We start from the raw sequence: 23,061 nt of genomic DNA, 5'->3' as shown, positions 1-23,061 counted from the left end.
GTCGTGATCAATTTATCGGGATGGCGTAGTGCATGACCGATGCGTCGGAGCTGGGGTTGTAGCCCGCGCCATAGAACTCCAGATCGGCCGTATTGGCATGTCTTCTTCCGCTGCGCGGCAGCCAGGTCGAGTAAATATAGTTGATGCTGTTGTCGATCAAATTGACGGCGCCGTTATGCGCAAATCTGGCATAGGCGCATGCCGGGATTTCAATCGCCAGCATTCCGTCCGGGATATCCGTGAGCGCAGTCACTTCAATCGCGCAAAAATATTCCAGCTCATCGCTGTTCTCTGCGATCTGCCTGACGACGCCGTAGCAAGTGCCGCCAACCGTGTGTTTGATTTCAGATAGCCGTGCAATGAATTGCTGCCAGAGAGGCGGGAGCTTTTCACCGATATTATTTTTCTCTGAATCGGTGCCAAAGAAGCTGGTCCTTAACCCGACAAGGTGCATTTCCTTTTGCGTGTAAATCTCGGGAACGGTATTCATTCTCTTGTTGATATGTTCCAGGTAGTCTTGATCGAACTTTACCTTTTGTGGGAATGGGCGTCGCTTTCCCGCTTTGCGATACTCTGCCGGAGTAGTATCAAACGCGGACTTGAATGCCCGCGTAAAGCTTTCCTGGCTTTCAAAATCCGCTTCCAAAGCGGTGTCGATGATTTTTTTGTCGCTGTTCAGCAGCTGCTCAAGTGCTTTCCCGAGCCTTCTCGAGCGGATGTAGTCCTTGACGGTGTCGCCCGTCAGTCCTTTAAAGATGCGTTGAAAATGCCATTGACTCAGCCCGGCTTCGCGCGCCACGGCATTGATGGAAATCGGCTGCTCAAGATTGGCTTCGATATGGTCGACGCCGCGTTGGATTTGATCGAGATAATTCATCACTCCTCCTTAATGGACGAATGATAAAAGGATTTAAATCCGGGGTTTTGATATTTTGTGCTTGATTTCGATCGGCATGACAGCCGATGCGCAGTCTTGGATATCGAGGGGCAATAGAAAAGGGGCTACGTTTGCACGTAGCCCCTTTAGAATCTTGGCTCCCCGACCTGGACTCGAACCAGGGACCTGCGGATTAACAGTCCGTCGCTCTACCAACTGAGCTATCAGGGAATTGAAGAAGCAGAATTATAGTCTCGAATTCGCTGAATTGTCAAAGCTTTTTCTGAACTTTTCTACATCCCGGAGCAGTCGCTACAACTTCTCCGGGAGCCGAATATTACAGGACTTTTGCGATTGCGGCGACAACATTATCAATATTTTTTGTATTGAGCGCGGCAACGCAGATGCGGCCGGTGTCGACGGCGTAGATCGAGAACTCGTCGCGCAGGCGTTCGACCTGGGCCTTGGTCAGGCCGGAGTAGGAGAACATGCCGCGTTGCTTGGTGACGAAATCGAAGTCGTGGCCCGGAGCCTGTTCCTTCAGTTTTTTCACCAGCAGGTGGCGCATTTCGCGGATGCGCAGGCGCATGCCGGCCAGTTCTTCTTCCCACAGCTTGCGCAGTTCTGGCGAGGCCAGGGCGGTGGCGACTACCTGGCCGCCGTGGATCGGCGGGTTGGAGTAGTTGGTGCGCACCACGCGCTTGAGTTGCGACAGCACGCGGCCGGCTTCTTCCTTGCTGGCGGCGACGATGCTCAGTGCGCCCACGCGTTCGCCGTACAGCGAGAACGATTTCGAGAACGAGTTGGAGACGAACAGCGGGCCGCCGGCTTCGGTGAAGCGGCGCACTACCTGGCCGTCGGCTTCGATGCCGTCGCCAAAGCCCTGGTAGGCCATGTCGAGGAATGGGATCAGGCCGCGCTGGGTGACGACGTCGATGACCTGGGTCCATTCGTCGTCGCTGAGGTCGGCGCCGGTCGGGTTGTGGCAGCAGGCGTGCAGCAGGACTATCGAGCCGCTCGGCATGGCTTGCAGCGCGTTCAGCATGCCGCTGAAGTTGACGCCGCGGGTGGCCGGGTCGTAGTAAGGATAGTTGTTGACGGTGAAGCCGGCCGATTCGAACAGCGCGCGGTGGTTTTCCCAGCTTGGATCGCTGATCCAGACTTGCGCGCTGTCGGCGCTGAAGCGCTTGAGGAAATCGGCGCCCAGTTTCAGCGCGCCGGTGCCGCCGATGGCTTGCACGGTGATCGCGCGCTTCTCTTGGACTACGGCGCTGTCGGCGCCAAATACCAGTTCTTGCACAGCCTTGTCGTAAGCCGCCAGGCCTTCGATCGGCAGGTAGGTGCGCGGCGCCAGTTTTTCAATCAGCAGCGCTTCAGCCTTTTGCACGCATTCCAGCAGCGGCACCTTGCCGTTGTCATCGTAATAGACGCCGACGCCGAGGTTGGTCTTGCCTGGGTTCTGGTCCGCATTGAAACCTTCGGTGATGCCGAGGATAGGATCGCGTGGCGCCATTTCGATGGCGGTAAAGAGGGAGGCTGAAAGAGGTGCGTTCATCGTGATAACATAAAAAGTTGGCTGCAAAAGAGATTTTGTAGCCGGGTTGAATGCTGTGCCGGGTCACGAGACAGATCGCTGATCGGCGCGGATTTACTACCGTCTATTTTACCAAAGGTCGAGGCCCATGGCTGACATATCACAGGTTGCAAGCACCGTCGACGAGTCCAAAATCGTCACTTTTCCCAATTCGCCGTACAAGCTGTTCCAGCCGTTCCAGCCGGCCGGCGACCAGCCTGCGGCCATCGACAAGCTCTCCGAGGGCGTGGAAGACGGCCTGTTTTACCAGACCCTGCTGGGGGTGACCGGCTCCGGCAAGACCTACACGATGGCCAACGTGATCGCCCGCATGGGGCGGCCGGCCATCGTTTTCGCTCCCAACAAAACGCTGGCGGCCCAGCTGTACAGCGAGTTCCGCGAGTTTTTTCCGCACAACGCCGTCGAGTATTTCGTCAGCTACTACGATTATTACCAGCCGGAAGCCTACGTGCCGCAGCGCGACTTGTTCATCGAGAAAGATTCCTCGATCAATGAGCATATAGAACAGATGCGCCTGTCCTGCACCAAATCGCTGATGGAACGGCGCGATGTGGTCATTGTGGCAACAGTGTCGGCGATCTACGGTATCGGTAATCCCAACGAATACCACCAGATGATCCTGACCTTGCGCGCCAAGGACAAGGTCAGCCAGCGCGACGTCATCGCGCGCCTGATCCAGATGCAGTACACCCGCAACGAAATCGATTTCGGCCGCGGCACCTTCCGCGTGCGCGGCGATACCATCGACGTGTTTCCCGCCGAGCATGCCGAACTGGCCTTGCGCATCGAGATGTTCGATGATGAAATCGACAGCCTGCAGCTGTTCGATCCGCTCACCGGCCGCGTGCGGCAAAAGATCCCGCGCTTCACCGTCTATCCCGGTTCGCACTACGTGACGCCGCGCGCCACCGTGCTGCGCGCCATCGAAACCATCAAGGATGAACTGCGCGACCGGCTCGAATTTTTCCGTAAGGAAAATAAATTGATCGAGGAGCAGCGCATAGAACAGCGCACCCGTTTCGACCTGGAGATGATGCAGGAAATCGGTTTCACCAAAGGTATCGAAAACTATTCGCGCCACCTGAGCGGCGCCTTGCCGGGCGAACCGCCGCCGACCCTGGTCGATTACCTGCCGCCGGATGCGCTGATGTTCCTGGACGAATCGCACGTGCTGATCGGCCAGTTGAACGCCATGTACAACGGCGACCGCTCGCGCAAGACCAACCTGGTGGACTACGGCTTCCGGCTGCCGTCGGCGCTGGACAACCGGCCGCTGCGCTTCGACGAGTTCGAAGGCAAGATGCGGCAGACGATTTTTGTCTCGGCGACGCCGGCCGACTATGAAAACCAGCATGCCGACCAGGTGGTGGAGCAGGTAGTGCGGCCGACCGGCCTGATCGATCCCGCGATCGAAGTGCGGCCGGCCCTGAGCCAGGTCGACGACCTGATGAACGAGGCCAATGCCCGCATCAAGAAAAACGAACGGGTGCTGGTCACGACGCTGACCAAGCGCATGGCCGAGCAGCTGACTGAGTTCCTGAGCGATAACGGCATCAAGGTGCGCTACCTGCATAGCGATATCGAAACCGTCGAGCGCGTGGAAATCATCCGCGACCTGCGCCTGGGCACGTTCGACGTGCTGGTCGGCATCAACCTGCTGCGCGAAGGCCTGGATATCCCGGAGGTGTCGCTGGTGGCGATCCTCGATGCGGACAAGGAAGGCTTCCTGCGTTCCGAGCGCAGCCTGATCCAGACCATAGGACGCGCCGCGCGTAACCTGAACGGCACCGCGATCCTGTATGCGGACCGCATGACCGATTCGATGCGCCGCGCGATCGATGAAACCGAGCGCCGCCGCAACAAGCAGATCTCCTTCAACACCGCCAACGGCATCACGCCGATCGGCATCAGCAAGCAGATCAAGGAATTGATCGACGGCGTCTACAGCCCGCAGGAAGCGCGCGAAGAGCTGCATGCGGCGCAGGACCAGGCCAAGTACGAGGCGATGAGCGAGAAGCAGGTGAGCAAGGAAATCAAGCGCCTGGAGAAGCAGATGGTCGACCACGCCAAGAACCTGGAGTTCGAGAAAGCCGCGCAGGTGCGCGACCAGCTGCATGTGCTGAAGCAGCAGCTGTTCGGCGCGCCGGGGGCAGACAATATCGTTTTGTAGCTGCGGGATTTTTTACAGCCTGTGTTTGATCCATCCTGTTTTTGATGCTGTTTTTTTGATGCCGTTTTTTGATCATATATGACTGATTTTCTCCCCGCTTCAATCCGTTCCGCCTTGAGCGGCGTGCATGCTTCCTGGCTCGCCATCCTGGAACACGGCTTGCGTGCCGTGGCCCAGGCCAATCCGGCCTACCTGAAGGACCTGGCCGAAGCCGACTACCTTCCTACCGAGGGCCGCATGTTCGCGGCCTTCACCCAGCCGCTGGAAGCGGTGCGTTATGTGCTGGTGGGCGAGGGGCCTTATCCGCGCGCGGCGAGCGCCACCGGGGTGTGTTTCATGGACGGCGCGGTTGGTTCCCTGTGGTCGGAGAAGGGCTTGTCGAAGCAGGTCAATCGCGCGACTTCCTTGCGCAATTTCATGAAGATGCTGCTGGTGGCCGACGGCCAGCTGGCGCTGGAAAACACAACCGGCGATGCGATGTCTGGCGTGGCGTTGCGGGCCCGGCAGGACGGTTCGCAAGCGATACAGCTGCTGGCTGACCTGCAGGCGAACATGGTGCAGCATGGCTTCCTGCTGCTGAACGCTTCGCTGGTGTTCCGTCCGGATGTGCCGCCGGTCAAGGATGCCAAGGCCTGGCAACCGTTCATGCAGGCAGTGTTGCAGGGGCTGGCGGATGCCGCGGAACAGCGCGGCGCGGGCCTGCCGACGCTGGTGCTGTGGGGGAAGATTGCGGAGCAGCTGAATGCTTATCCGGTGACTGCGCGGTTTCCGAAAGCAGTCGCCGAGCATCCTTACAACCTGAGTTTTATCGGCAACGCCGGCATGCAGGCCCTGTTTGGGCCGATGCAGCTGTTGCGGCGCGCTTAGATCAGGCTCATTTGCCGCAGGTCGATTTCGGCCTGGGTCAGCGGTTTTTCGGCGGCAGGGGCCGGGCTCAGATCCAGCTGCGGTTCGGCGGCAGGCGCCGCGGCTTTCGGCGCCGGCGCCGGTTTGGTCCGTTTGCCGCCGGCCGGCGCGGCGCTGACGCTGGCGCTTGCCAGCCAGCGCTTGAGCATGTCGTCAAACAGCGCCAGCATCGCCTCCGGCAATTCCGGCGTGTAAGCCTGGCGGATCACGATGCCGTCCCACATGGCGGTCAGCAGCAGCGCCGCTGCATGGGCATCCAGCGCCTGGTCGACCTGGCCGCGTTCCTGGGCGGTGCGCAGCATGTCGGCCAGGCCGTCCACCCATTCCGTTTCCGCGGTCTTGATCACCGCACCCACGCGCTTGTTGCGCAAGCCTTCGGCATAAATTTCAGTCATCAGGCCGGCGTCGCTGATTGCGGCGTAGCGGCGGGCAAAGGCGCGGGTGATGGCGGACAGCGCTTGCGGCAGGTCTTCGGTATCGTAAAATTCCGACAACATGGTGCGCGCCTGGCGCCTTTCGTCCTCAGCCATGGCCGCAATGATCGCATCCTTGCTGGTGAAATAGCGGTACACCGCGCCCGGGCCGAGGCCGACTTCGGTGCAGATTTCCTGCATCGAGGTCTGGTGGAAGCCGGTCTTGCGGAAGCACTTTCCTGCGGATTTCAGGATGTCGACGCGTTTCTGGTCAGCTCTCTGCGTCGGGGATTGCGGTGTCTTGGATTTGCGGATGGCCATACTGAGTGCTGCTCAAAAAGAGGACTGTGCGGGAGGGTCGGTATTATAGGTTTAAGCGCCGCTTCCTTGAATATATTTTTGCATTTGACACTATTCCAGCCGCTGTCTACTGTGTTTATATGGCAACTTTCCGCAGCAAATCGAACCCTCCCAAGATGCCCTTATCCGTTGTAATTGTATATATGACAATCGGCTTCAACGCCATGTCCGGCGCGGGATTCCGGGAATCGGGCAATACCTGACGGATTCACTCAAGTTTGGTATACTGTCACAACACTTCGTAATCCAGCATTTGGGATACACGGATAGATAGGTTCAAGAGCGGAGATTACATGCGTCTGACTACAAAAGGCCGGTTTGCGGTAACTGCGATGATCGATTTGGCATTGCGCCAAGGCAAAGGTCCGGTAACTTTGTCCGCAATTAGCGAGCGTCAAGAGATTTCCCTGTCATATCTGGAACAATTGTTCGGTAAATTGCGTCGTCACCAGATTGTTGAATCCGTGCGCGGGCCAGGCGGCGGATACAACCTGGCGCGCAAGGCCGAAGACGTCACGGTGGCGGACATCATCATCGCGGTCGACGAACCGCTGGATGCGACCCAGTGCGGCGGCAAGGAAAACTGCCACAGCCCGGACCACGAGGGCGGCAGCCGTTGCATGACACACGACCTGTGGTCGACCTTGAACGCCAAGATGGTCGAATACCTGGATTCGGTGTCGCTGAAGGATTTGGTGGATCAGCAACATGCGCAGCAGCAGGCGCAGCAGAGGAAGACCCTGGAACAAAATGTGGTGGTGATGCATAGGTCCCACCTGGTCGCTTGATTGGAGCTAGAAAAAGTATGAACGCACCCTTGGAAAAAAGCCTGATAGACACATTGAAGGCGCCTCACTTCCCGATTTACATGGACTATTCGGCAACCACGCCTATCGATCCGCGCGTGGCCGACAAGATGATTCCGTATTTGCGCGAACAATTCGGCAATCCGGCTTCGCGCAGCCACATGTACGGCTGGTCCGCTGAAAAAGCCGTGGAGGATGCGCGCGAGCAGGTCGCCAAGCTGGTCAACGCCGATTCGCGCGAGATCATCTGGACGTCCGGCGCCACCGAAGGCAACAACCTGGCGATCAAGGGCGCCGCCAATTTCTACAAGACCAAGGGCAAGCACATCATCACCGTCAAGACCGAGCACAAGGCCGTGCTGGACGTGGTGCGCGAACTGGAGCGCCAAGGTTTCGAAGCGACTTACCTGCAGCCGCAAGACAATGGCTTGATCACGCTGGAACAGCTGGAAGCGGCGATCCGTCCGGACACCATCCTGGTCTCGGTGATGCTGGTCAACAATGAAATCGGCGTGATCCAGCCTGTAGAGGAAATCGGCGAGCTGTGCCGCCAGAAGGGCATCATTTTCCATTGCGACGCGGCGCAAGCCACCGGCAAGGTCGCCATCGACCTGGAAAAATGGAAAGTCGACCTGATGACTTTCACTGCCCACAAGACTTACGGCCCGAAGGGCATCGGCGCCCTGTACGTGCGGCGCAAACCGCGCGTGCGGCTGGAAGCGCAGATGCACGGCGGCGGCCATGAGCGCGGCCTGCGTTCGGGCACCTTGCCTACCCACCAGATCGTCGGCATGGGCGCGGCTTTTGAAATCGCCCGTGAAGAAATGGATGAAGAGATCGTCCGCATCAAGGCGCTGCGCGACCGCCTGGCGGCCGGCCTGCAAACGATTGAAGAAGTGTACGTCAACGGCGACATGGCGCACCGCGTGCCGCATAACCTCAACGTCAGCTTCAATTACGTTGAAGGCGAATCGCTGATCATGGCGATCAAGGACATCGCGGTATCGTCCGGCTCGGCCTGTACTTCGGCCAGCCTGGAGCCTTCGTATGTGCTGCGTGCGCTGGGCCGCAGCGACGAGCTGGCGCACAGCTCGATCCGTTTCACCATCGGCCGCTTCACGACCGAAGAAGACATCGATTTCACGATTGAACTGATCAAGGCCAAGGTTGCGAAACTGCGCGAGCTGTCGCCGCTGTGGGATATGTATAAGGACGGGATCGATATCAGTACGATCCAATGGGCGGCGCATTAGTAGCTAATTGGGGACAGAGTTTAAGAGCCACCGTAGCGTGGCGAATTACTCTGTCCTCAACTGATTCCCCTGCGGCCGGTGAGAGGTCACTGCCGCGGCTCAAACAAGGAGTAGCAAAATGTCTTATTCAGCAAAAGTTTTGGACCATTACGAAAACCCACGCAACGTCGGCGCTTTTGAAAAGGGCGACGAAACCGTGGGCACCGGCATGGTCGGCGCGCCTGCATGCGGCGACGTCATGAAGTTGCAGATCAAGGTCGGCGCCGACGGCATCATCCAGGACGCCAAGTTCAAGACCTACGGTTGCGGTTCGGCGATCGCTTCGTCGTCGCTGGTGACCGAATGGGTCAAGGGCAAGACGCTGGACCAGGCAATGTCGATCAAGAACACCCAGATCGCCGAAGAACTGGCGCTGCCGCCGGTCAAGATCCACTGCTCGATCTTGGCTGAAGATGCGATCAAGGCTGCGGTTGAGGATTACAAAGCCAAGCACGGCGAGCAAAAGCAGGCAGCGTAAAAGCCAATCTAGCGAAAAGAGATCGACGGCATATGGCAATCACACTTACGGAAAAAGCGGCCAAGCACATCAACCGCTATATCGAACGGCGCGGCAAAGGCATCGGCCTGCGCTTCGGCGTGCGCACTACCGGTTGCTCGGGGCTGGCTTACAAGCTGGAATACGTGGATGAGAAGACTGACGAAGATGCAGTGTTCGAGTCGCACGGGATCCAGGTGTTCGTCGATCCCAAGAGCTTGCCGTATATCGACGGCACCGAGCTCGATTTTGCGCGCGAGGGTTTGAACGAAGGCTTCAAGTTCTACAACCCGAACGTCAAGGATGAGTGCGGCTGCGGCGAAAGTTTCCGGATCTGACGCTGGACCTGCCTGCTTGATCCGCATCACATTGGACCAGATGGATGACCAAGCCTGTTGCACTCCAACAGGCTTTTGTTTTAAGAGCCATGCAAAATCACTTTGAACTATTCCATTTGCCGCAACGCTTCGCGCTGGATAACGCGGCGCTGGACCGCGCCTATCACGAGGTGCAGAACCAGACGCATCCTGATCGTTTCGCCAGCGCCAGCGGCGCCGAGAAGCGGGTGGCGATGCAATGGACGACGCGCGCCAACGAGGCTTACCAGACCCTGAAAAGCCCGTTCAAGCGCGCCGCCTACCTGTGCGAACTGAACGGCGTCGAACTGCAGGCCGAGTCGAACACGGCGATGCCGGCGGCGTTCCTGATGCAGCAGATGGAATGGCGCGAAACGCTGGACGATGCCCGCGCCGGCAAGGACCTGGCGGCGCTGGAGCAGCTGGACCTTGAACTGCGCGCGGCGCGCAAGGCCGACCTGCAGCGCATAGGCGCTTTGCTGGATGCGCAGGATTTCCAGCAGGCTGCGCAACATGTGCGGCAGCTGATGTTCCTGGAAAAATTTGGGGAAGAGATCGGCAATGCGTTCGCCGTTCTCGAATCGTAAGATCAACGCTGTAAGTTCAATATCATCAGTCGAGTACGAGCATGCCTGAAATCTGGTTATTCCTGATCGCCGCAATGACGCTGACCCTGGCGCCGGGGCCGGACAATATCTACGTGCTGACGCGCGGCATCACCCAGGGCCGCAAGGCCGGCCTGGTCGCCGCGGCGGGTTTCAGTTCCGGCCTGATTTTCCATACCATGCTGGCGGTGCTGGGTTTCGCCGCGCTGATCAAGGCGTCGCCGCTGGCGTATTCCTTGCTGCGTTATGCCGGCGCGGCCTATCTGGTCTACATCGGCGTGCGCACCTTGCGTTCGCATTCGGCGATCCAGCTGCAAGGAGCTGCCGAGCCGATGAAGCTGTCGCGCATCTACTGGCAAAGCGTGATCGCCAATATATTGAATCCGAAGGTGACGCTGTTTTTCATCGCCTTCCTGCCGCAGTTCGTCAACGCGGGCGCGGGCCATATCCCGGCGCAGATGCTGCTGCTGGCGGCTATCTTCATCTTGCAGGCGCTGGCCATCTTTAGCGTGGTTGCCCTGTTTTCCGGCATGGTCGGCGCATTCTTCCAGCGCAAGAAATCGGCCGCCGCCACCATGAACCGGCTGGCGGGTTCTGCGTTTATCGCGCTCGGCATCCGCATCGCTTTGCCACAATAAAGTAATAGACGAAAACACCCTATGGCACTTTTACAAATTTCCGAACCAGGCATGTCCACCGCACCGCACCAGCATCGGCTGGCGGTAGGGATAGACCTGGGCACCACCAATTCACTGGTCGCCACGGTGCGCAACAGCATTCCCGAGGTGCTCAACGATGAAGCGGGGCGGCCTTTGCTGCCGTCCATCGTGCGTTACCTGCCGAACGGCAATGCGCATATCGGCTACAAGGCGCAGGCTGCGCAGACCACCGATCCGAAGAACACCATCCTGTCGGTCAAGCGCTTCATGGGGCGCGGCCTGAAAGATATCGCCTACGCCGAAAACCTGCCTTACGATTTCCTCGATGTGCCTGGCATGGTGCAGTTGAAGACGGCGGCCGGGGTCAAGAGCCCGGTCGAAATTTCCGCCGAAATCCTGGCGACTCTGCGCCAGCAGGCGGAAGACGCCTTGGGCGACGACCTGGTCGGCGCCGTGATTACCGTGCCTGCCTATTTCGACGACGCCCAGCGCCAGGCCACCAAGGACGCGGCCAAGCTGGCCGGCCTGAATGTACTGCGCCTGCTCAACGAACCTACCGCGGCAGCGATCGCCTACGGCCTGGATAACGCCTCGGAAGGCGTGTACGTAGTCTACGACCTGGGCGGCGGCACCTTCGACATCTCCATCCTGAAGCTGACCAAGGGCGTGTTTGAAGTGCTGGCGACCGGCGGCGATTCGGCGCTGGGCGGCGACGATTTCGACCACAGGATATTTTGCTGGATCAGCCAGCAGGCAGGACTGGCGCCGTTGTCCGATGAAGACACGCGAGTGCTGATGGTCAAGGCGCGTGAAGCCAAGGAACTGCTTTCCGCCAAAACCGAAGTCAGCATCGACGCCGCCCTGAACTCTGGCGAGCAAGTGCATCTGCAACTGACGTCGGCGATCTTTGACGAGATCACCCAGCACCTGGTGGCGAAGACCCTGACCCCGACACGCAAGGCGCTGCGCGATGCCGAACTGACCGTGGATGATGTCGACGGCGTGGTGCTGGTCGGCGGCGCCACCCGCATGCCGAGCATCCGCAAGGCGGTCGGCGCCTACTTTGAAACCACGCCGCTGGCAAATATCGATCCCGACAAGGTAGTGGCGCTGGGCGCCGCGATCCAGGCTAACCTGCTGGCCGGCAACCGCGCCCCGGGCGACGACTGGCTGCTGCTGGACGTGATTCCGCTGTCGCTGGGCATAGAAACCATGGGCGGCCTGGTGGAGAAGGTGATCCCACGCAATTCGACCATCCCTTGCGCGCGCGCGCAGGAATTCACCACCTTCAAGGATGGCCAGACCGCGATGGCGATCCAGGTCCTGCAAGGCGAGCGTGAATTGGTCAGCGATTGCCGTTCGCTGGCGAAGTTCGAGCTGCGCGGCATTCCGCCGATGGCGGCCGGCGCTGCGCGGATACGGGTGACTTACCAGGTCGATGCCGACGGTTTGCTGTCGGTTTCGGCGCGCGAGCTGCGCTCCGGCGTGGAAGCATCGATCAGCGTCAAGCCGTCTTACGGCCTGGCGGATGACGACATTGCCAGGATGCTGCAGGAATCGTTCGCTTCGGCCGATGTCGACATGCAGGCGCGCGCACTGAAAGAAGAGCAGGTGGAAGCCGAGCGCATCGTGCTGGCTACCGAATCGGCCTTGGCAGCCGACGCTGCCTTGCTGTCGGAGCAGGAACGGACCGACATAGCCGCCTTGATCGACGCCGTGCGCGGGCAGGCGCAGGGCACGGACCACCTGGCGATCAAGGCCGCGGTCGATGCGCTGGCGCACGGCACCGAAGAATTCGCTGCACGCCGCATGGACCGCAGCGTGCATGATGCGCTGACCGGCAAGACGCTGGACCAAGTGTCATAGAAAACCGTACACATTCATAAAGACTCAACCTATTCCCGAGGTAAACCAAGTGCCCCAAATCGTCGTATTGCCCCATCCTACTTACTGTCCCGAAGGCGTCGTGATCGAAGCCCCGCGCGGCCAATCCGTGTGCGACGCCTTGCTCGCGAACGATATCGAGATCGAACACGCTTGCGAGAAATCCTGCGCCTGCACCACCTGCCACGTAGTGGTGCGTGAAGGTTATGCGTCGCTGGGCGAGCTGGACGACAAGGAAGAGGATTTGCTGGATATGGCCTGGGGCCTGGAAGCGACCTCGCGCCTGTCGTGCCAGGCTATCCTCGGCGAGGAAGACCTGGTGGTCGAAATTCCGAAGTACACGATCAACCACGCCAGCGAAAACCACTAAGCCAGAGGACCAGCACCATGACCGACACCATGAAATGGACTGACACATTGCGCGTTGCCGAAGCCTTGTACGATAAATTCCCGGACACCGATCCCGAAAAGATCCGCTTTACCGACCTGCACAAATGGGTGCTGGAGCTGGACGGTTTCGACGACGAGCCAAACCGCTCCGGTGAAAAAATCCTGGAAGCGATACAGGCAGCCTGGATAGAAGAAGCTCGCTAAGAAACTTAAGAAGCGCCGGCGCAAAGAAAAACCCGCTGTGGCTACATCGTAGCGACAGCGGGTTTTTTGTTGACCGAACCGGTATCAGCCGCGGCCTTCCAGGTGGCCGTTGACGACCTGCACCGGATCGCCGACACGCCATCCCTGGCTGGATTGCGGGAAGGTGCGTACCTTGCCGTCATCCATGCGCACCACGACCTGGTAGGTGGTGTTGGTGCGGGTGCGTTTTTCCACTTCATTGCCGGCAAAACCGCCGCCGACAGCGCCTGCTACAGTCGCCAGGGTATTACCGTTGCCATGGCCGACCTGGTGGCCGAGCACGCCGCCCAGCACTGCGCCGGCGGCGATCCCCAGGCCGCTAGGCGGGACTGCGTGCTGGATCGCTTGTATCGATTCAACCCGGCCGCAGCTGTGGCAGACGGATGGTTGCGGCGCCGGTTCCGATTGACGCGGAGCCTGTGCATATTCTGGGCGCGGCGCCGAGCGTGGCTGTTGCTGAGCCTGGACCGGCTGCTGCTGCTGGTAATAGCCGTTCTGGCCCGCCGGCGCACCGTTTGCCTGCGGCAGGGCGCCAGGCTGCTGGCTGTTATAGTCCCCAGGCGCCGCCGACATGGCCGCTACCGGCGCCGGCGTCGAGTTCGAGCTAGGAAACAGGCCGGTCATGGCGGCTACGCCTACCAGGCTGGCCAAGGTAACTGCCACCGCTGCAGCAGCAACCAAAGGGTGAATGCGGTTGTTTGGTTTCGGGCTATCCATCATTACCTCCAGGAATTTTTGTTTGTTGGCTAATGTAATTATCAAAGGTTCAGATAACGAACGCTATGTTGATAATGTGTCAGATGTATCCTTATGTAACGAGTTTAAGCGCTACCGGGAAAAACTGCAAAACAGGCCAATAATTAGAATAATTAGGGTCAGAGTCGAATTAATTCTGGCGACTGCGTAGATTTGTACTCGGTGGTACGTCAAATGGGGCCAGAGTAATTTACGACGATGAAACTGTCGTAAAAAAACTCTGACCCCATTTGACTGCGCAGGTTGACGATTTAGTCTTCGCGGCGCAGGTGCGGGAACAGGAGCACGTCGCGGATGTTGGGCGAGTCGGTGATCAGCATCATCAGGCGGTCGATGCCGATGCCGCAGCCTCCGGTCGGGGGCATGCCGTATTCCAGCGCGCGGATGTAGTCGGCGTCGAAGTACATGGCTTCTTCGTCGCCGGCGTCCTTGGCTGCAACCTGCGCCTGGAAGCGCGCGGCCTGGTCTTCCGAGTCGTTCAGCTCGGAGAAGCCGTTGGCGATTTCGCGGCCGGTGACGAACAGTTCGAAACGTTCGGTGATGCCGGGCACGGTATCGGACGCGCGCGCCAGCGGCGACACTTCGACCGGATAGTCGACGATATAGGTCGGATCCCACAGCTGCGCTTCGGCGGTTTCTTCAAACAGCGCCAGCTGCAGCGCGCCGAGGCCGGCGTGGGCGTGCGGCTTGACGCCGAATTTCTTCAGCTCGGCCTTGATGAACTCGGCATCCTGCAGCTGCGCGTCCTGGTATTGCGGCGCGTATTTGTTGATGGCGCCGACGATGGTCAGGCGCTGGAACGGCTTGCTCAGGTCCAGCTCGCGGCCCTGGTAGGTCAGGGTAGCGGTGCCGTGGGCGTCGATCGCTGCCTGGCGGATCACCTGCTCGGTGAAGTTCATCAGCCATTGGTAATCGACATAAGCCGCATAGAATTCCATCATCGTGAATTCCGGATTGTGGCGCGGCGACACGCCTTCATTGCGGAAGTTGCGGTTGACTTCGAACACGCGTTCGAAACCGCCGACCACCAGGCGCTTCAGGTACAGCTCCGGCGCGATGCGCAGGAACATCTGCATGTCCAGCGCATTGTGGTGGGTGATGAAAGGCTTGGCCGCGGCGCCGCCGGGAATGGCGTGCAGCATCGGCGTTTCGACTTCCATGAAGTCGTTCTTTTCCATGAAGCGGCGGATCGACGACATCGCCGCGGTGCGCACCTTGAACGTGCGGCGCGTGTCTTCGTTGATGATCAGGTCGACGTAGCGCTGGCGATACTTGGTTTCCTGGTCGGCCAGGCCGTGGAACTTGTCCGGCAGCGGACGCAGCGACTTGGTCAGCAGGCGCAGGGTAGTGACCTTGATCGACAGCTCGCCGGTCTTGGTCTTGAACAGCGTGCCTTCGGCGCCGAGGATGTCGCCCAGGTCGTAGTGCTTGAAGCTGTCGTATTCCGCTTCGCCGATGTTTTCCTTGGTGATGAACAGCTGGATGCGGCCGTCGGCCTTGCTGCCGGAAGCGTCCTGCAGGGTAGCGAAGGACGCCTTGCCCATCACGCGTTTCAGCATCATGCGGCCGGCGACCACGACCTTGACTGCGGCAGCGTCCAGCGTTTCGTTTTCCTGCGCCGCGTATTCGGCCTGGATCGCGGCTGCCTTGTGCGTCGGCCGGAAGTCGTTAGGGAAGGCCACGCCTTGCGCGCGCAGGGCGCCGAGCTTGCTGCGGCGTTCCGCAATGATCTTGTTTTCGTCTTGCGGGACAGGTTGCTGCTGATTGTCTGTCGTCATGTCAGTGTCTTTTCAAATGATGCGGTGAAACGTCTGTCTGTGTAGCGGCGGGGAAGGCAATGCCGCGGACACTGCCCGCGGCATGGTTTGCAGCCGGATTGGCAACCGAATTGGCAACTTACACGCCTTGCTTGAGCGAAGCTGCGATGAAATCGTCAAGGTCGCCGTCGAGGATGGCCTTGGTGTTGCCGCTCTCGAAGTTGGTGCGCAAATCCTTGATGCGCGACTGGTCCAGCACGTAAGAGCGGATCTGGTGGCCCCAGCCGACGTCGGTCTTGGAGTCTTCCAGCTTCTGCTGTTCGCTCATGCGCTTGCGCAGTTCCAGTTCATACAGCTTGGCTTTCAGCATGTCCCACGCTTCGGCGCGGTTACGGTGCTGGCTGCGGTCGTTCTGGCACTGCACCACAATGCCGGACGGCATATGCGTCAGGCGCACCGCGGAGTCGGTCTTGTTGATGTGCTGGCCGCCGGCGCCGGAGGCGCGGTAGGTGTCGACGCGGACGTCCGCCGGGTTGACGTCGATATCGATCGAGTCATCCACTTCCGGATACACGAACAAGCTGGAGAATGAGGTGTGGCGGCCGTTGGCGGAGTCGAAAGGCGACTTGCGCACCAGGCGGTGCACGCCGGTTTCAGTGCGCAGGAAGCCGTAGGCGTATTCGCCTTCGACTTTCAGCGTGGCGGTCTTGATGCCGGCGATTTCACCGTCGGACTGTTCCAGTATCTCGACCTTGAAGCCCTTGCGTTCGCAATAGCGCAGGTACTGCCGCAGCAGCATCGATGCCCAGTCTTGCGCCTCGGTGCCGCCGGCGCCGGCCTGGATGTCGATGAAGCAGTTGTTGGGATCCATCGGGTTGCTGAACATGCGGCGGAATTCCATGCCTTCGACCAGCTTGCGCAGGCCTTCCGTATCGGCTTCGACTGCCTCGATGGTTTCTTCGTCCTGCTCTTCGCGCGCCATCTGGAACAGGTCGGTGGTGTCGCGCAGGTCGGCTTCGATCTTGGCCAGCGTCAGCACGATGGCTTCCAGCGATTTCTTTTCCTTGCCCAGGTCCTGGGCGCGCTTCTGGTCGTTCCAGACTTCCGGATCTTCCAGTTCGCCGTTGACCTGGTCGAGTTTCTCTAACTTCGTATCGAAGTCAAAGATACCTCCGTAGTTCGGCTTCGCGGCTGGTCAGGTCCGCAAGCAGGTTTTGTAGGGAATTTAAGCGTTCGGCTTCCATTTTCGGCTCTTTTGCAATCAAACCCTAAATTATACGCCAGCAGCATGGCAGATGGCGCTGCAGTTTGCGTTTGGCCCCTGTTTGACGGCTGTTTTGCGTCAAATATGCACAAATGTGAACCATTGCAACAAGCCGGATATCGAAGCTGCAACCGCTTAGAATGGATTGCACGCTTGATAGTTTACCAGCCCGACCCAGCCGCCCATGTCGATTAAGGCACGAATCCATCGCTGCGATGTTGTTTTGCCATCGTATCTGCCGATGGCCTTGCTGTGCCTGGCGCTCAGCGCTTGCGGCCTGCTGGCGCCGACTCCGGCTCCGCATGGCGAAGTGCAGGGTTCCTCTACCAGCGGCAGCGAACTGGCGCAGTCCGATGTCAACCGTTTCGCTACCCTCGGCATGCGCGACAACCTCGATAGCCTGTACCGGCTGCTGGATAAATTGTACCGGCGCAATCCGGCCGAATGGAAAAAGACTGCCGCCAGCCGCGAGCTGGCGCTCAAGCGCGTGCGCGATGCTATCGAAGCACGCCAGCCATGGCCCGAGCTGCAAGGCAAGCATGACGTCCAGGCGCTGTCGCTGGCGCTGGCCCCGGAGTTCAGCGGCGACCGGGCTGCCGCCTTTATCTACGGCGCGGCCGACATGATCATCGTGGCCCATGGCGGCAAAACCAGGTTCTACCTGATCGACGGCTTCGACGCCCAATACCTGTACAACGCCGCCCGCAACATGGAAATCGCATCGTGGATACTCAACAGCCGGAAAAATGCCGCCGGCCAGCCTTTGCTGCTGTCCAACGATATCAGCGACAGCGAGCGCAACATCAGTTTTGAACGGGAGTTCGGCAAGATCATCGGCCGCATCGATTTGCTGGCCGAGATGACGACCGAGAAATACAAGCGCGCCGGCATCAGCTACATGCAGAACCTGGTGGGCGGCAGTTTCCTGCAGTTTTTACCGGTGCGCTGAGATATTCCCGGCATGTCCTTTTTTGTCCGCTATATGTCTACCCGCAGCATTTCGCAATACCTGGCCGACGCTTAACATGATCCTCAACGATGGCGCTCCGATCCCGGACTGCCAGGATGTCAGATGAGGCTGCAGCATGCTGAGCGTAGGAATACTGGTGTTTGACGATGTGGAAATCCTGGATTTTTCCGGCCCTTATGAAGTATTTTCGACCGCCGCGCGGGTCCACGGGCGAACCGCCCGCAATGGCGCGGCGGCAAACCTGTTTCAATGTTTCCTGGTAGCGCCGGCGATGCGGCCGGTGCGGGCAAGAGGCGGCATAAAGGTGTTGCCGGATTGCGTGCTGACGCCATCGGCGGACCTCGACGTGCTGATCGTGCCGGGCGGCGACGTTTCGGCGATCCTCAATGACGGCGCGGTAATCCGCTGGATTGCAGCCCAGCATCCCGGCACCGTGATTACGGCATCGGTCTGCACCGGCGCTTTCCTGCTGGCCAAGGCCGGTTTGCTGGACGGCCTGGATGTGACCACGCACTGGGAAGACCAGGATGACTTGCAGGCAAGTTTCCCTGCGCTTACGGTCAAGCGCAACGTAGCCTGGGTCGATTGCGGTAAAGTGGTGACTTCCGGCGGCATTTCGGCAGGCATCGACATGAGCCTGCACTTGGTCGAGCGACTGGCAGGACCTGAACTGGCCGCCGCCACCGCCAAACAGATGGAGTATCGATGGCTGCAATAGCCGACCACGCACGCGCTGGAGAAACCACCGTCCCGGTCTATTTCCTGCTGCGCGACGCCACCATGACGCTTGACCTGATGGGTCCGGCGGAGGTGCTGCGTTATGCCAACCGGATTGCGGAACGGGAAGGCCGCGCGGATTTTTTCGACCTGCGTTACGTCAGCGCGGCCAGCACTATCAACATTTCGCTCGGCCTTGGCCTGACCGGCTTCAGCGACCTGCCGGACAGCCTGCCGGCCAACGCCATGCTGATGCTGCACGGCTGCGTCGGCAGCGACGACGATTTCACCAGCGTCAACGACCAGCGCGCCGTGGCCTGGTTGCGCACGCACTGGCAGGAAACCCATCGCCTGCTGTGCAGCTGCACCGGCGCCTTGCTGGCGGGTTATGCCGGCTTGCTCGACGGCCGCCAGTGCACCACGCACCACAGCCATTGCGACGACTTGCGGCGTATTGCGCCGCGAGCGCACGTATTGGAAAACCGCATCTTTGTCGAAGACCGCAATGTCTACACCAGCGCCGGCGTCACCACCGGCATCGACCTGGCCCTGCACGTGGTGGCGCAAATCGCCGGCCATGCCCGCAGCGCTTCGATTGCCCGCTCGCTGGTGATCTACATGCGGCGCGCCGGCAGCGATCCGCAGCTGTCGCCATGGCAGGCTTGCCGCAACCACTTGCATCCGGCGATACACCGGGTGCAAGACGCTGTGATCGGCAATCCGGCCCATGACTGGGACCTGGAGCAGCTGGCGGCAATCGCCTGCACCAGCGAACGCCATCTGACGCGCCTGTTCAGGGAGCACACCGGCAGCAGCCTGGTCGACTACATCCAGCGCATCCGGGTAGCCCTGGTGCGCGAGCTGCTCACGCAATCCAAGCTGGACATGGAACAGGTAGCGCAGCAAGCAGGTTTCAATTCCACCCGCCAGCTGCGCCGAGTGTGGAGCAAATTCGAAAACTTCCCCCCAAGCCAGCAACGCCAGCCCAGCAATTAATTAGGGTCAGAGTCGAATTATTGTTTGCCCGATTAATTCGACTCTGACCCTAATTAGCGAAACAATTCGACTCTGACCCTAATTGATGGGCTGCGGGGCATTGCATTCGGCGTTCGGGAATTACATCGGTTCCGCGTGTTCGACCATCAGCTGCACCTTGGTCACGCCGTTGTATTCATTGGCGTCCAGCCGGAACGCCACCTTGGCCTTGCTTCCCAGTTCATCGGTATGCCCGAACCAGATTGCGTCGTAGCGTGTGCCGTTGCGCTCTAGCAGCAGCTTCAGGTGTTTCTCTTTCAGGATGCGCTGGCTGACCACCCTGAACTCGTCGCAAAACAGCGGCGGCGCGAAACCCTGGCCCCACACCTGGCCGTCCATCAGCTCAATGAACTGGGTGGTGTAGTAGGCATCTTCCAGCGGCCCGTCGGTTTCAACCACGCGCTCCAGCTGGCTTTGTCCCAGCCATTCGCGTCCGACTTTTTCAAAGGCCGCGGCGAAAGCGTCGAAGGCGTCGGCGCGGATGGTCAGCCCGGCTGCCATCGCGTGTCCGCCGAATTTCTGGATCAGGCTGGGGGCGTGCTTGGAAACCAGGTCCAGCGCGTCGCGCAAATGGAAACCGGGAATCGAACGGCCTGATCCTTTGATCAAGCCTTCGCCGCCCGGCGCGAAAGTAATGGTCGGGCGATAAAACTTGTCCTTCAGGCGCGAGGCGACAATGCCGATCACGCCTTGGTGCCATGAAGCGTCGAACACGCTGATGGTGGTGCTGTCCTGCGGCTTGAAATCGTCCAGCAGCGCCAGCGCGGTGTCTTGCATGCCAGCTTCGATATCGCGCCGTTCGCGGTTGATGGCGTCGAGCTGCTGGGCGATGGCCCAGGCGCGGCCTTCGTCGTCGGTGGTCAGGCATTCGATGCCGAGCGCCATGTCGGCCAGGCGGCCGGCGGCGTTCAGGCGCGGGCCCAGCGCAAAACCGAGGTCGAACGGCGTGGCGCGGCGCGCTTCGCGGCCGGCGGCGCGGAACAGGGCGGCGATGCCGGCATGCATGCGGCCGGCGCGCATGCGCTTGAGGCCTTGCGCCACCAGGATGCGGTTGTTGGCGTCCAGCTTGACCACGTCGGCCACGGTGCCGAGCGCCACCAGGTCGAGCAGCACGTCCAGTTTCGGCTGGCTCTGGGCGTCGAACACGCCGCGCCGGCGCAATTCCGCGCGCAAGGCCAGCAAGACATAGAACATGACGCCGACCCCGGCCAGGTTCTTGCTGGGAAATCCGCATTCGGGCTGGTTCGGGTTGACGATGACGCGCGCCGCCGGCAGCGTATCCGCAGGCAAGTGATGGTCGGTCACCACGACTTCGATGCCGCGCCGGTTGGCTTCGGCCACGCCGTCGATGCTGGCGATGCCGTTGTCGACCGTGACGATGATGTCAGGCGATTTTTCACGCGCGGTCAGTTCGACGATTTCCGGCGTCAGGCCGTAGCCGTACTCAAACCGGTTCGGCACGATGAAGTCGATGTTGGCGCCCAGCAGGCGCAAGCCGCGCAAGCCGACGGCGCAGGCGGTGGCGCCGTCGCAATCGTAGTCGGCGACGATCACCATTTTTTTCCTGGCGGCGATGGCGTCGGCCAGGAAGCTGGCGGCGGCGTCGATGTGCAGCAAGCCCGATGGCGGGATGAGGGCGTTCAGTTCGCTTTCAAGCTCCTTGGCGTCGAGCAGGCCGCGCGCTGTATACACGCGGGCCAGGACCGGATGGACGCCGCTCTGGCGCAGGCGCTCGGAGTCGCGGAAGGAGTAGGGACGGGTAGTGATGCGAGTCATGGTGAATGCGATGGCAATAGGCCGGTAAGGGTTGGCTTCAGCCAGAATTTCTTGAGAGAGAGCCTGGTGGCGCTCATTTCAAGCGTATGTCCGCTGTCCGTGACGACCAGGGACAGGCTGTCGAGCCGGCGCTGCTGCATGGCTTGCAGCAAAGGTGCGAAGCATGTGCTTTCCAGGGTTTGCAACTGCTGCAGCCAGTCCGACCATTCGCCGGTCAAGGCCGGCTGGATCAGCTGGCTCAAAGTCAGCAGGCCGTGCTCGGGCCTGGCGGCGATCACCTCGCTCACGCCGACGCCGGCATGCGCCGCCTTGGCATATTGGCCGAGGCCAGCGAAGCCGTCCGGCAGGTTGAATACTTCGCGCTGGCCGGGCGCCGGCGGCTGCGCGACCGCGCCGCCCCACAGCCACAAGGAATTGACGGTTTGCCGTCCCTGCATTTCGCGGCCCTCGTTCAAGGGATGGGCAAACCACAACATCTGCACTTCATTCTGCAATTTGCGCCAAGCCTGGTCGCCGCTGCCTTTCGGCATCCAGATATCGATGTTGTGGCCGCAAGTGGCGTCCGGCGTGGAAGACAGCAAGCCTTGCCAGTCGTCGGCGCGCAGGAACCAGGTGCCGGCATCGCCGTAGACCAGCTCGCGGCCGGCTTCGCCGAACAGCGGCAGCGCAGCGTCGAACAGTTCGCGCGATTCTGCATCGCTCAAGCCGATCTGGCGGATGTCGGTCAGCACCAGGTGGTCGCGGGCGATATGGATATGGGCTGGATGCAGCATGAACCAGGCGCCTTCCGCAACGCCCAGCCCCATGGCGCGCATGGCGGCGCAAGCGAGGGCCGGGCTGTTCTGGCGGTCGGCGGCGGTTGCTGCCGGGCCGAAGCCGGGCAAGGAGAATTGCGACGCCAGCCACATCTCATGCGGCAAGGCTCTTGCAAAATCGTCAAACAGCTGGCGCCGCGGAGCGGTTTTGGCGCGCGTCATCAGGGTGGCGAGGGCAGGCAGTTTCAAATCGCGCAATAAATCGCGCGCCAGTTCCGGCGGCGGCAGGCCGAAGGGCAATAGGATATCTAAATGACTCATGGCGCGATTGTAGGGCATCCCGGGGTCTTGAGTCGATTTGCCTTCACCTGCGCGGATTCCGTACATGGCTAGAGCTAAATCCGCGCTTGGCATAAAATGAACGGATTGCAGCGAATCCCTGCCAGCCTGCCGATGCAAGACCAGACGCCATGAATGCACAAAAACTGCTGACCACCCTGTTTGAATACAAAGCCTGGGCCAACGACACCCTGTTTTCGGCGCTGGCCGCGCTGCCGCCGGAATCCCACGAGCGGGAAAAACACGATGCCGCGCGCATCTTGAACCATGTCTACGTCGTGGACCGGATTTTCGAAGCAAACCTACAGCGCAAGCCGCACGATTACAAGGCGTTGAACACGCCGGCGACGCCGGAGCTTGCCGACTTGCGCGCGGCGGTCCGCGAAACCGACCGCTGGCTGCTGTCGTATGCCGATACCGTATCGGAAGCCGAGCTTGCAGAGGTGGTCGAGTTCACCTTCGTCGATGGTTCGGCCGGCCGCATGTCCCGCGGCGAGATGCTGGCCCATGTGGTCACGCACGGCAACTACCACCGCGGCGCCGTTGGCCGCATCCTGTCGCAGATCGGCGTGCCGCCGCAGCGGGATACGCTTACCGTCTTCCTGCACCGGCCCGAACACCTCCGGGCAGATCCGATCTAA

Annotated in this window: 23 protein-coding genes and 1 tRNA gene; 15 read left to right on the top strand and 9 right to left on the bottom strand. The window is 60.3% G+C overall.

What is annotated here, in order from left to right:
• Positions 1-7 precede the first annotated feature (7 nt).
• The 3 genes from AC07RZ_RS17885 to AC07RZ_RS17875 form a co-directional block, all read right to left on the bottom strand.
• The gene (locus AC07RZ_RS17885) at positions 8-877 is read right to left on the bottom strand and encodes a helix-turn-helix domain-containing protein (protein ID WP_494668946.1); all 870 of its coding nucleotides are present in this window, start codon (positions 875-877) and stop codon (positions 8-10) included.
• A gap of 155 nt (positions 878-1,032) precedes the next feature.
• Positions 1,033-1,108, bottom strand: a tRNA-Asn gene (locus AC07RZ_RS17880).
• Between the two features lie 106 nt (positions 1,109-1,214).
• Entirely contained in the window at positions 1,215-2,432 is a 1,218-nt protein-coding gene (locus AC07RZ_RS17875; protein WP_494668945.1) for an amino acid aminotransferase, read from the bottom strand.
• Positions 2,433-2,559: 127 nt separating this feature from the next.
• Between AC07RZ_RS17875 and uvrB the strand changes: the two genes are divergently transcribed.
• Together uvrB and AC07RZ_RS17865 are read left to right on the top strand one after the other, a co-directional pair.
• Positions 2,560-4,641 carry an excinuclease ABC subunit UvrB gene (uvrB, locus tag AC07RZ_RS17870; RefSeq protein WP_144741325.1) on the top strand — a complete coding sequence of 694 codons (2,082 nt, stop codon included), beginning with the start codon at positions 2,560-2,562 and terminating at the stop codon, positions 4,639-4,641.
• A 78-nt stretch (positions 4,642-4,719) separates the two neighbouring features.
• Positions 4,720-5,508: a uracil-DNA glycosylase family protein gene (locus AC07RZ_RS17865; RefSeq protein WP_494668944.1), complete on the top strand. Its 789-nt coding sequence runs from the start codon at positions 4,720-4,722 to the stop codon at positions 5,506-5,508.
• Here AC07RZ_RS17865 and AC07RZ_RS17860 read toward each other — a convergent pair.
• Positions 5,505-6,281: a TetR/AcrR family transcriptional regulator gene (locus AC07RZ_RS17860; RefSeq protein ID WP_494668943.1), complete on the bottom strand. Its 777-nt coding sequence runs from the start codon at positions 6,279-6,281 to the stop codon at positions 5,505-5,507. The two genes, AC07RZ_RS17865 and AC07RZ_RS17860, sit on opposite strands and share 4 nt — an antisense overlap.
• Before the next feature lie 332 nt (positions 6,282-6,613).
• Between AC07RZ_RS17860 and iscR the strand changes: the two genes are divergently transcribed.
• The 9 genes from iscR (at position 6,614) to iscX (ending at position 13,012) form a co-directional block, all read left to right on the top strand.
• Positions 6,614-7,108, top strand: a complete 495-nt coding sequence (gene iscR, locus AC07RZ_RS17855) for a Fe-S cluster assembly transcriptional regulator IscR (protein ID WP_092398125.1) — start codon at positions 6,614-6,616, stop codon at positions 7,106-7,108.
• A 17-nt stretch (positions 7,109-7,125) separates the two neighbouring features.
• Positions 7,126-8,379: an IscS subfamily cysteine desulfurase gene (locus AC07RZ_RS17850; protein WP_494668942.1), complete on the top strand. Its 1,254-nt coding sequence runs from the start codon at positions 7,126-7,128 to the stop codon at positions 8,377-8,379.
• A gap of 118 nt (positions 8,380-8,497) precedes the next feature.
• Positions 8,498-8,896 (top strand): Fe-S cluster assembly scaffold IscU, encoded by a 399-nt coding sequence (gene iscU, locus AC07RZ_RS17845; protein WP_092357272.1) that lies wholly within the window; start codon positions 8,498-8,500, stop codon positions 8,894-8,896.
• A gap of 32 nt (positions 8,897-8,928) precedes the next feature.
• Positions 8,929-9,252: an iron-sulfur cluster assembly protein IscA gene (iscA, locus tag AC07RZ_RS17840; protein ID WP_014007106.1), complete on the top strand. Its 324-nt coding sequence runs from the start codon at positions 8,929-8,931 to the stop codon at positions 9,250-9,252.
• 89 nt (positions 9,253-9,341) lie between these two features.
• Complete coding sequence (gene hscB, locus AC07RZ_RS17835) at positions 9,342-9,857, top strand: Fe-S protein assembly co-chaperone HscB (RefSeq protein WP_494668941.1); 516 nt, start codon at positions 9,342-9,344, stop codon at positions 9,855-9,857.
• Between the two features lie 41 nt (positions 9,858-9,898).
• Positions 9,899-10,513, top strand: coding sequence for a LysE family translocator (locus AC07RZ_RS17830; RefSeq protein ID WP_494668940.1), 615 nt, complete (start codon positions 9,899-9,901; stop codon positions 10,511-10,513).
• Positions 10,514-10,534: 21 nt separating this feature from the next.
• Positions 10,535-12,400 (top strand): Fe-S protein assembly chaperone HscA, encoded by a 1,866-nt coding sequence (gene hscA / locus AC07RZ_RS17825; RefSeq protein WP_144741308.1) that lies wholly within the window; start codon positions 10,535-10,537, stop codon positions 12,398-12,400.
• 49 nt (positions 12,401-12,449) lie between these two features.
• Positions 12,450-12,788 carry an ISC system 2Fe-2S type ferredoxin gene (fdx, locus tag AC07RZ_RS17820; RefSeq protein ID WP_494668939.1) on the top strand — a complete coding sequence of 113 codons (339 nt, stop codon included), beginning with the start codon at positions 12,450-12,452 and terminating at the stop codon, positions 12,786-12,788.
• A 29-nt stretch (positions 12,789-12,817) separates the two neighbouring features.
• The gene (gene iscX / locus AC07RZ_RS17815) at positions 12,818-13,012 is read left to right on the top strand and encodes a Fe-S cluster assembly protein IscX (protein ID WP_041743587.1); all 195 of its coding nucleotides are present in this window, start codon (positions 12,818-12,820) and stop codon (positions 13,010-13,012) included.
• A gap of 84 nt (positions 13,013-13,096) precedes the next feature.
• Here the strand turns inward: iscX and AC07RZ_RS17810 are convergent, their stop codons facing one another.
• The 3 genes from AC07RZ_RS17810 to prfB all read right to left on the bottom strand — a co-directional run bounded on the left by AC07RZ_RS17810 (position 13,097) and on the right by prfB (position 16,808).
• A complete protein-coding gene (locus AC07RZ_RS17810; protein WP_494668987.1) occupies positions 13,097-13,768 on the bottom strand; it encodes an outer membrane lipoprotein in 672 nt (223 codons plus the stop codon).
• 290 nt (positions 13,769-14,058) lie between these two features.
• Positions 14,059-15,585: a lysine--tRNA ligase gene (lysS, locus tag AC07RZ_RS17805; protein ID WP_144741296.1), complete on the bottom strand. Its 1,527-nt coding sequence runs from the start codon at positions 15,583-15,585 to the stop codon at positions 14,059-14,061.
• A gap of 118 nt (positions 15,586-15,703) precedes the next feature.
• Positions 15,704-16,808 (bottom strand): peptide chain release factor 2 gene (gene prfB / locus AC07RZ_RS17800; RefSeq protein WP_144741293.1). Its coding sequence is split into 2 segments (ribosomal slippage): positions 15,704-16,726 and positions 16,728-16,808, totalling 1,104 coding nucleotides; the frame shifts between segments, so codons are not numbered across the junction.
• 204 nt (positions 16,809-17,012) lie between these two features.
• Here prfB and AC07RZ_RS17795 point away from each other — a divergent pair.
• The 3 genes from AC07RZ_RS17795 to AC07RZ_RS17785 all read left to right on the top strand — a co-directional run bounded on the left by AC07RZ_RS17795 (position 17,013) and on the right by AC07RZ_RS17785 (position 19,511).
• On the top strand, positions 17,013-17,777 hold the full coding sequence (locus tag AC07RZ_RS17795; protein WP_494668938.1) for a hypothetical protein: 765 nt from the start codon (positions 17,013-17,015) through the stop codon (positions 17,775-17,777).
• Between the two features lie 136 nt (positions 17,778-17,913).
• The gene (locus tag AC07RZ_RS17790) at positions 17,914-18,516 is read left to right on the top strand and encodes a DJ-1/PfpI family protein (protein WP_144741287.1); all 603 of its coding nucleotides are present in this window, start codon (positions 17,914-17,916) and stop codon (positions 18,514-18,516) included.
• On the top strand, positions 18,504-19,511 hold the full coding sequence (locus tag AC07RZ_RS17785) for a GlxA family transcriptional regulator (RefSeq protein WP_494668937.1): 1,008 nt from the start codon (positions 18,504-18,506) through the stop codon (positions 19,509-19,511). The genes AC07RZ_RS17790 and AC07RZ_RS17785 overlap by 13 nt, the downstream gene beginning before the upstream one ends.
• Positions 19,512-19,631: 120 nt before the next feature.
• On the opposite strand, the gene recJ is transcribed toward AC07RZ_RS17785, so the two are convergent.
• Positions 19,632-21,326 (bottom strand): single-stranded-DNA-specific exonuclease RecJ, encoded by a 1,695-nt coding sequence (gene recJ, locus AC07RZ_RS17780; protein WP_144741281.1) that lies wholly within the window; start codon positions 21,324-21,326, stop codon positions 19,632-19,634.
• Positions 21,323-22,402, bottom strand: coding sequence for a hypothetical protein (locus AC07RZ_RS17775; RefSeq protein WP_494668936.1), 1,080 nt, complete (start codon positions 22,400-22,402; stop codon positions 21,323-21,325). Before AC07RZ_RS17775 ends, recJ begins: the two co-directional genes overlap by 4 nt.
• A gap of 149 nt (positions 22,403-22,551) precedes the next feature.
• Here AC07RZ_RS17775 and AC07RZ_RS17770 point away from each other — a divergent pair, with 149 nt between their 5' ends.
• Positions 22,552-23,061: a DinB family protein gene (locus tag AC07RZ_RS17770; protein WP_494668935.1), complete on the top strand. Its 510-nt coding sequence runs from the start codon at positions 22,552-22,554 to the stop codon at positions 23,059-23,061.

The organism is Collimonas sp. GW821-FHT07E08 (assembly GCF_059418905.1).
This window is presented reverse-complemented; position numbering and strand designations above follow the sequence as displayed.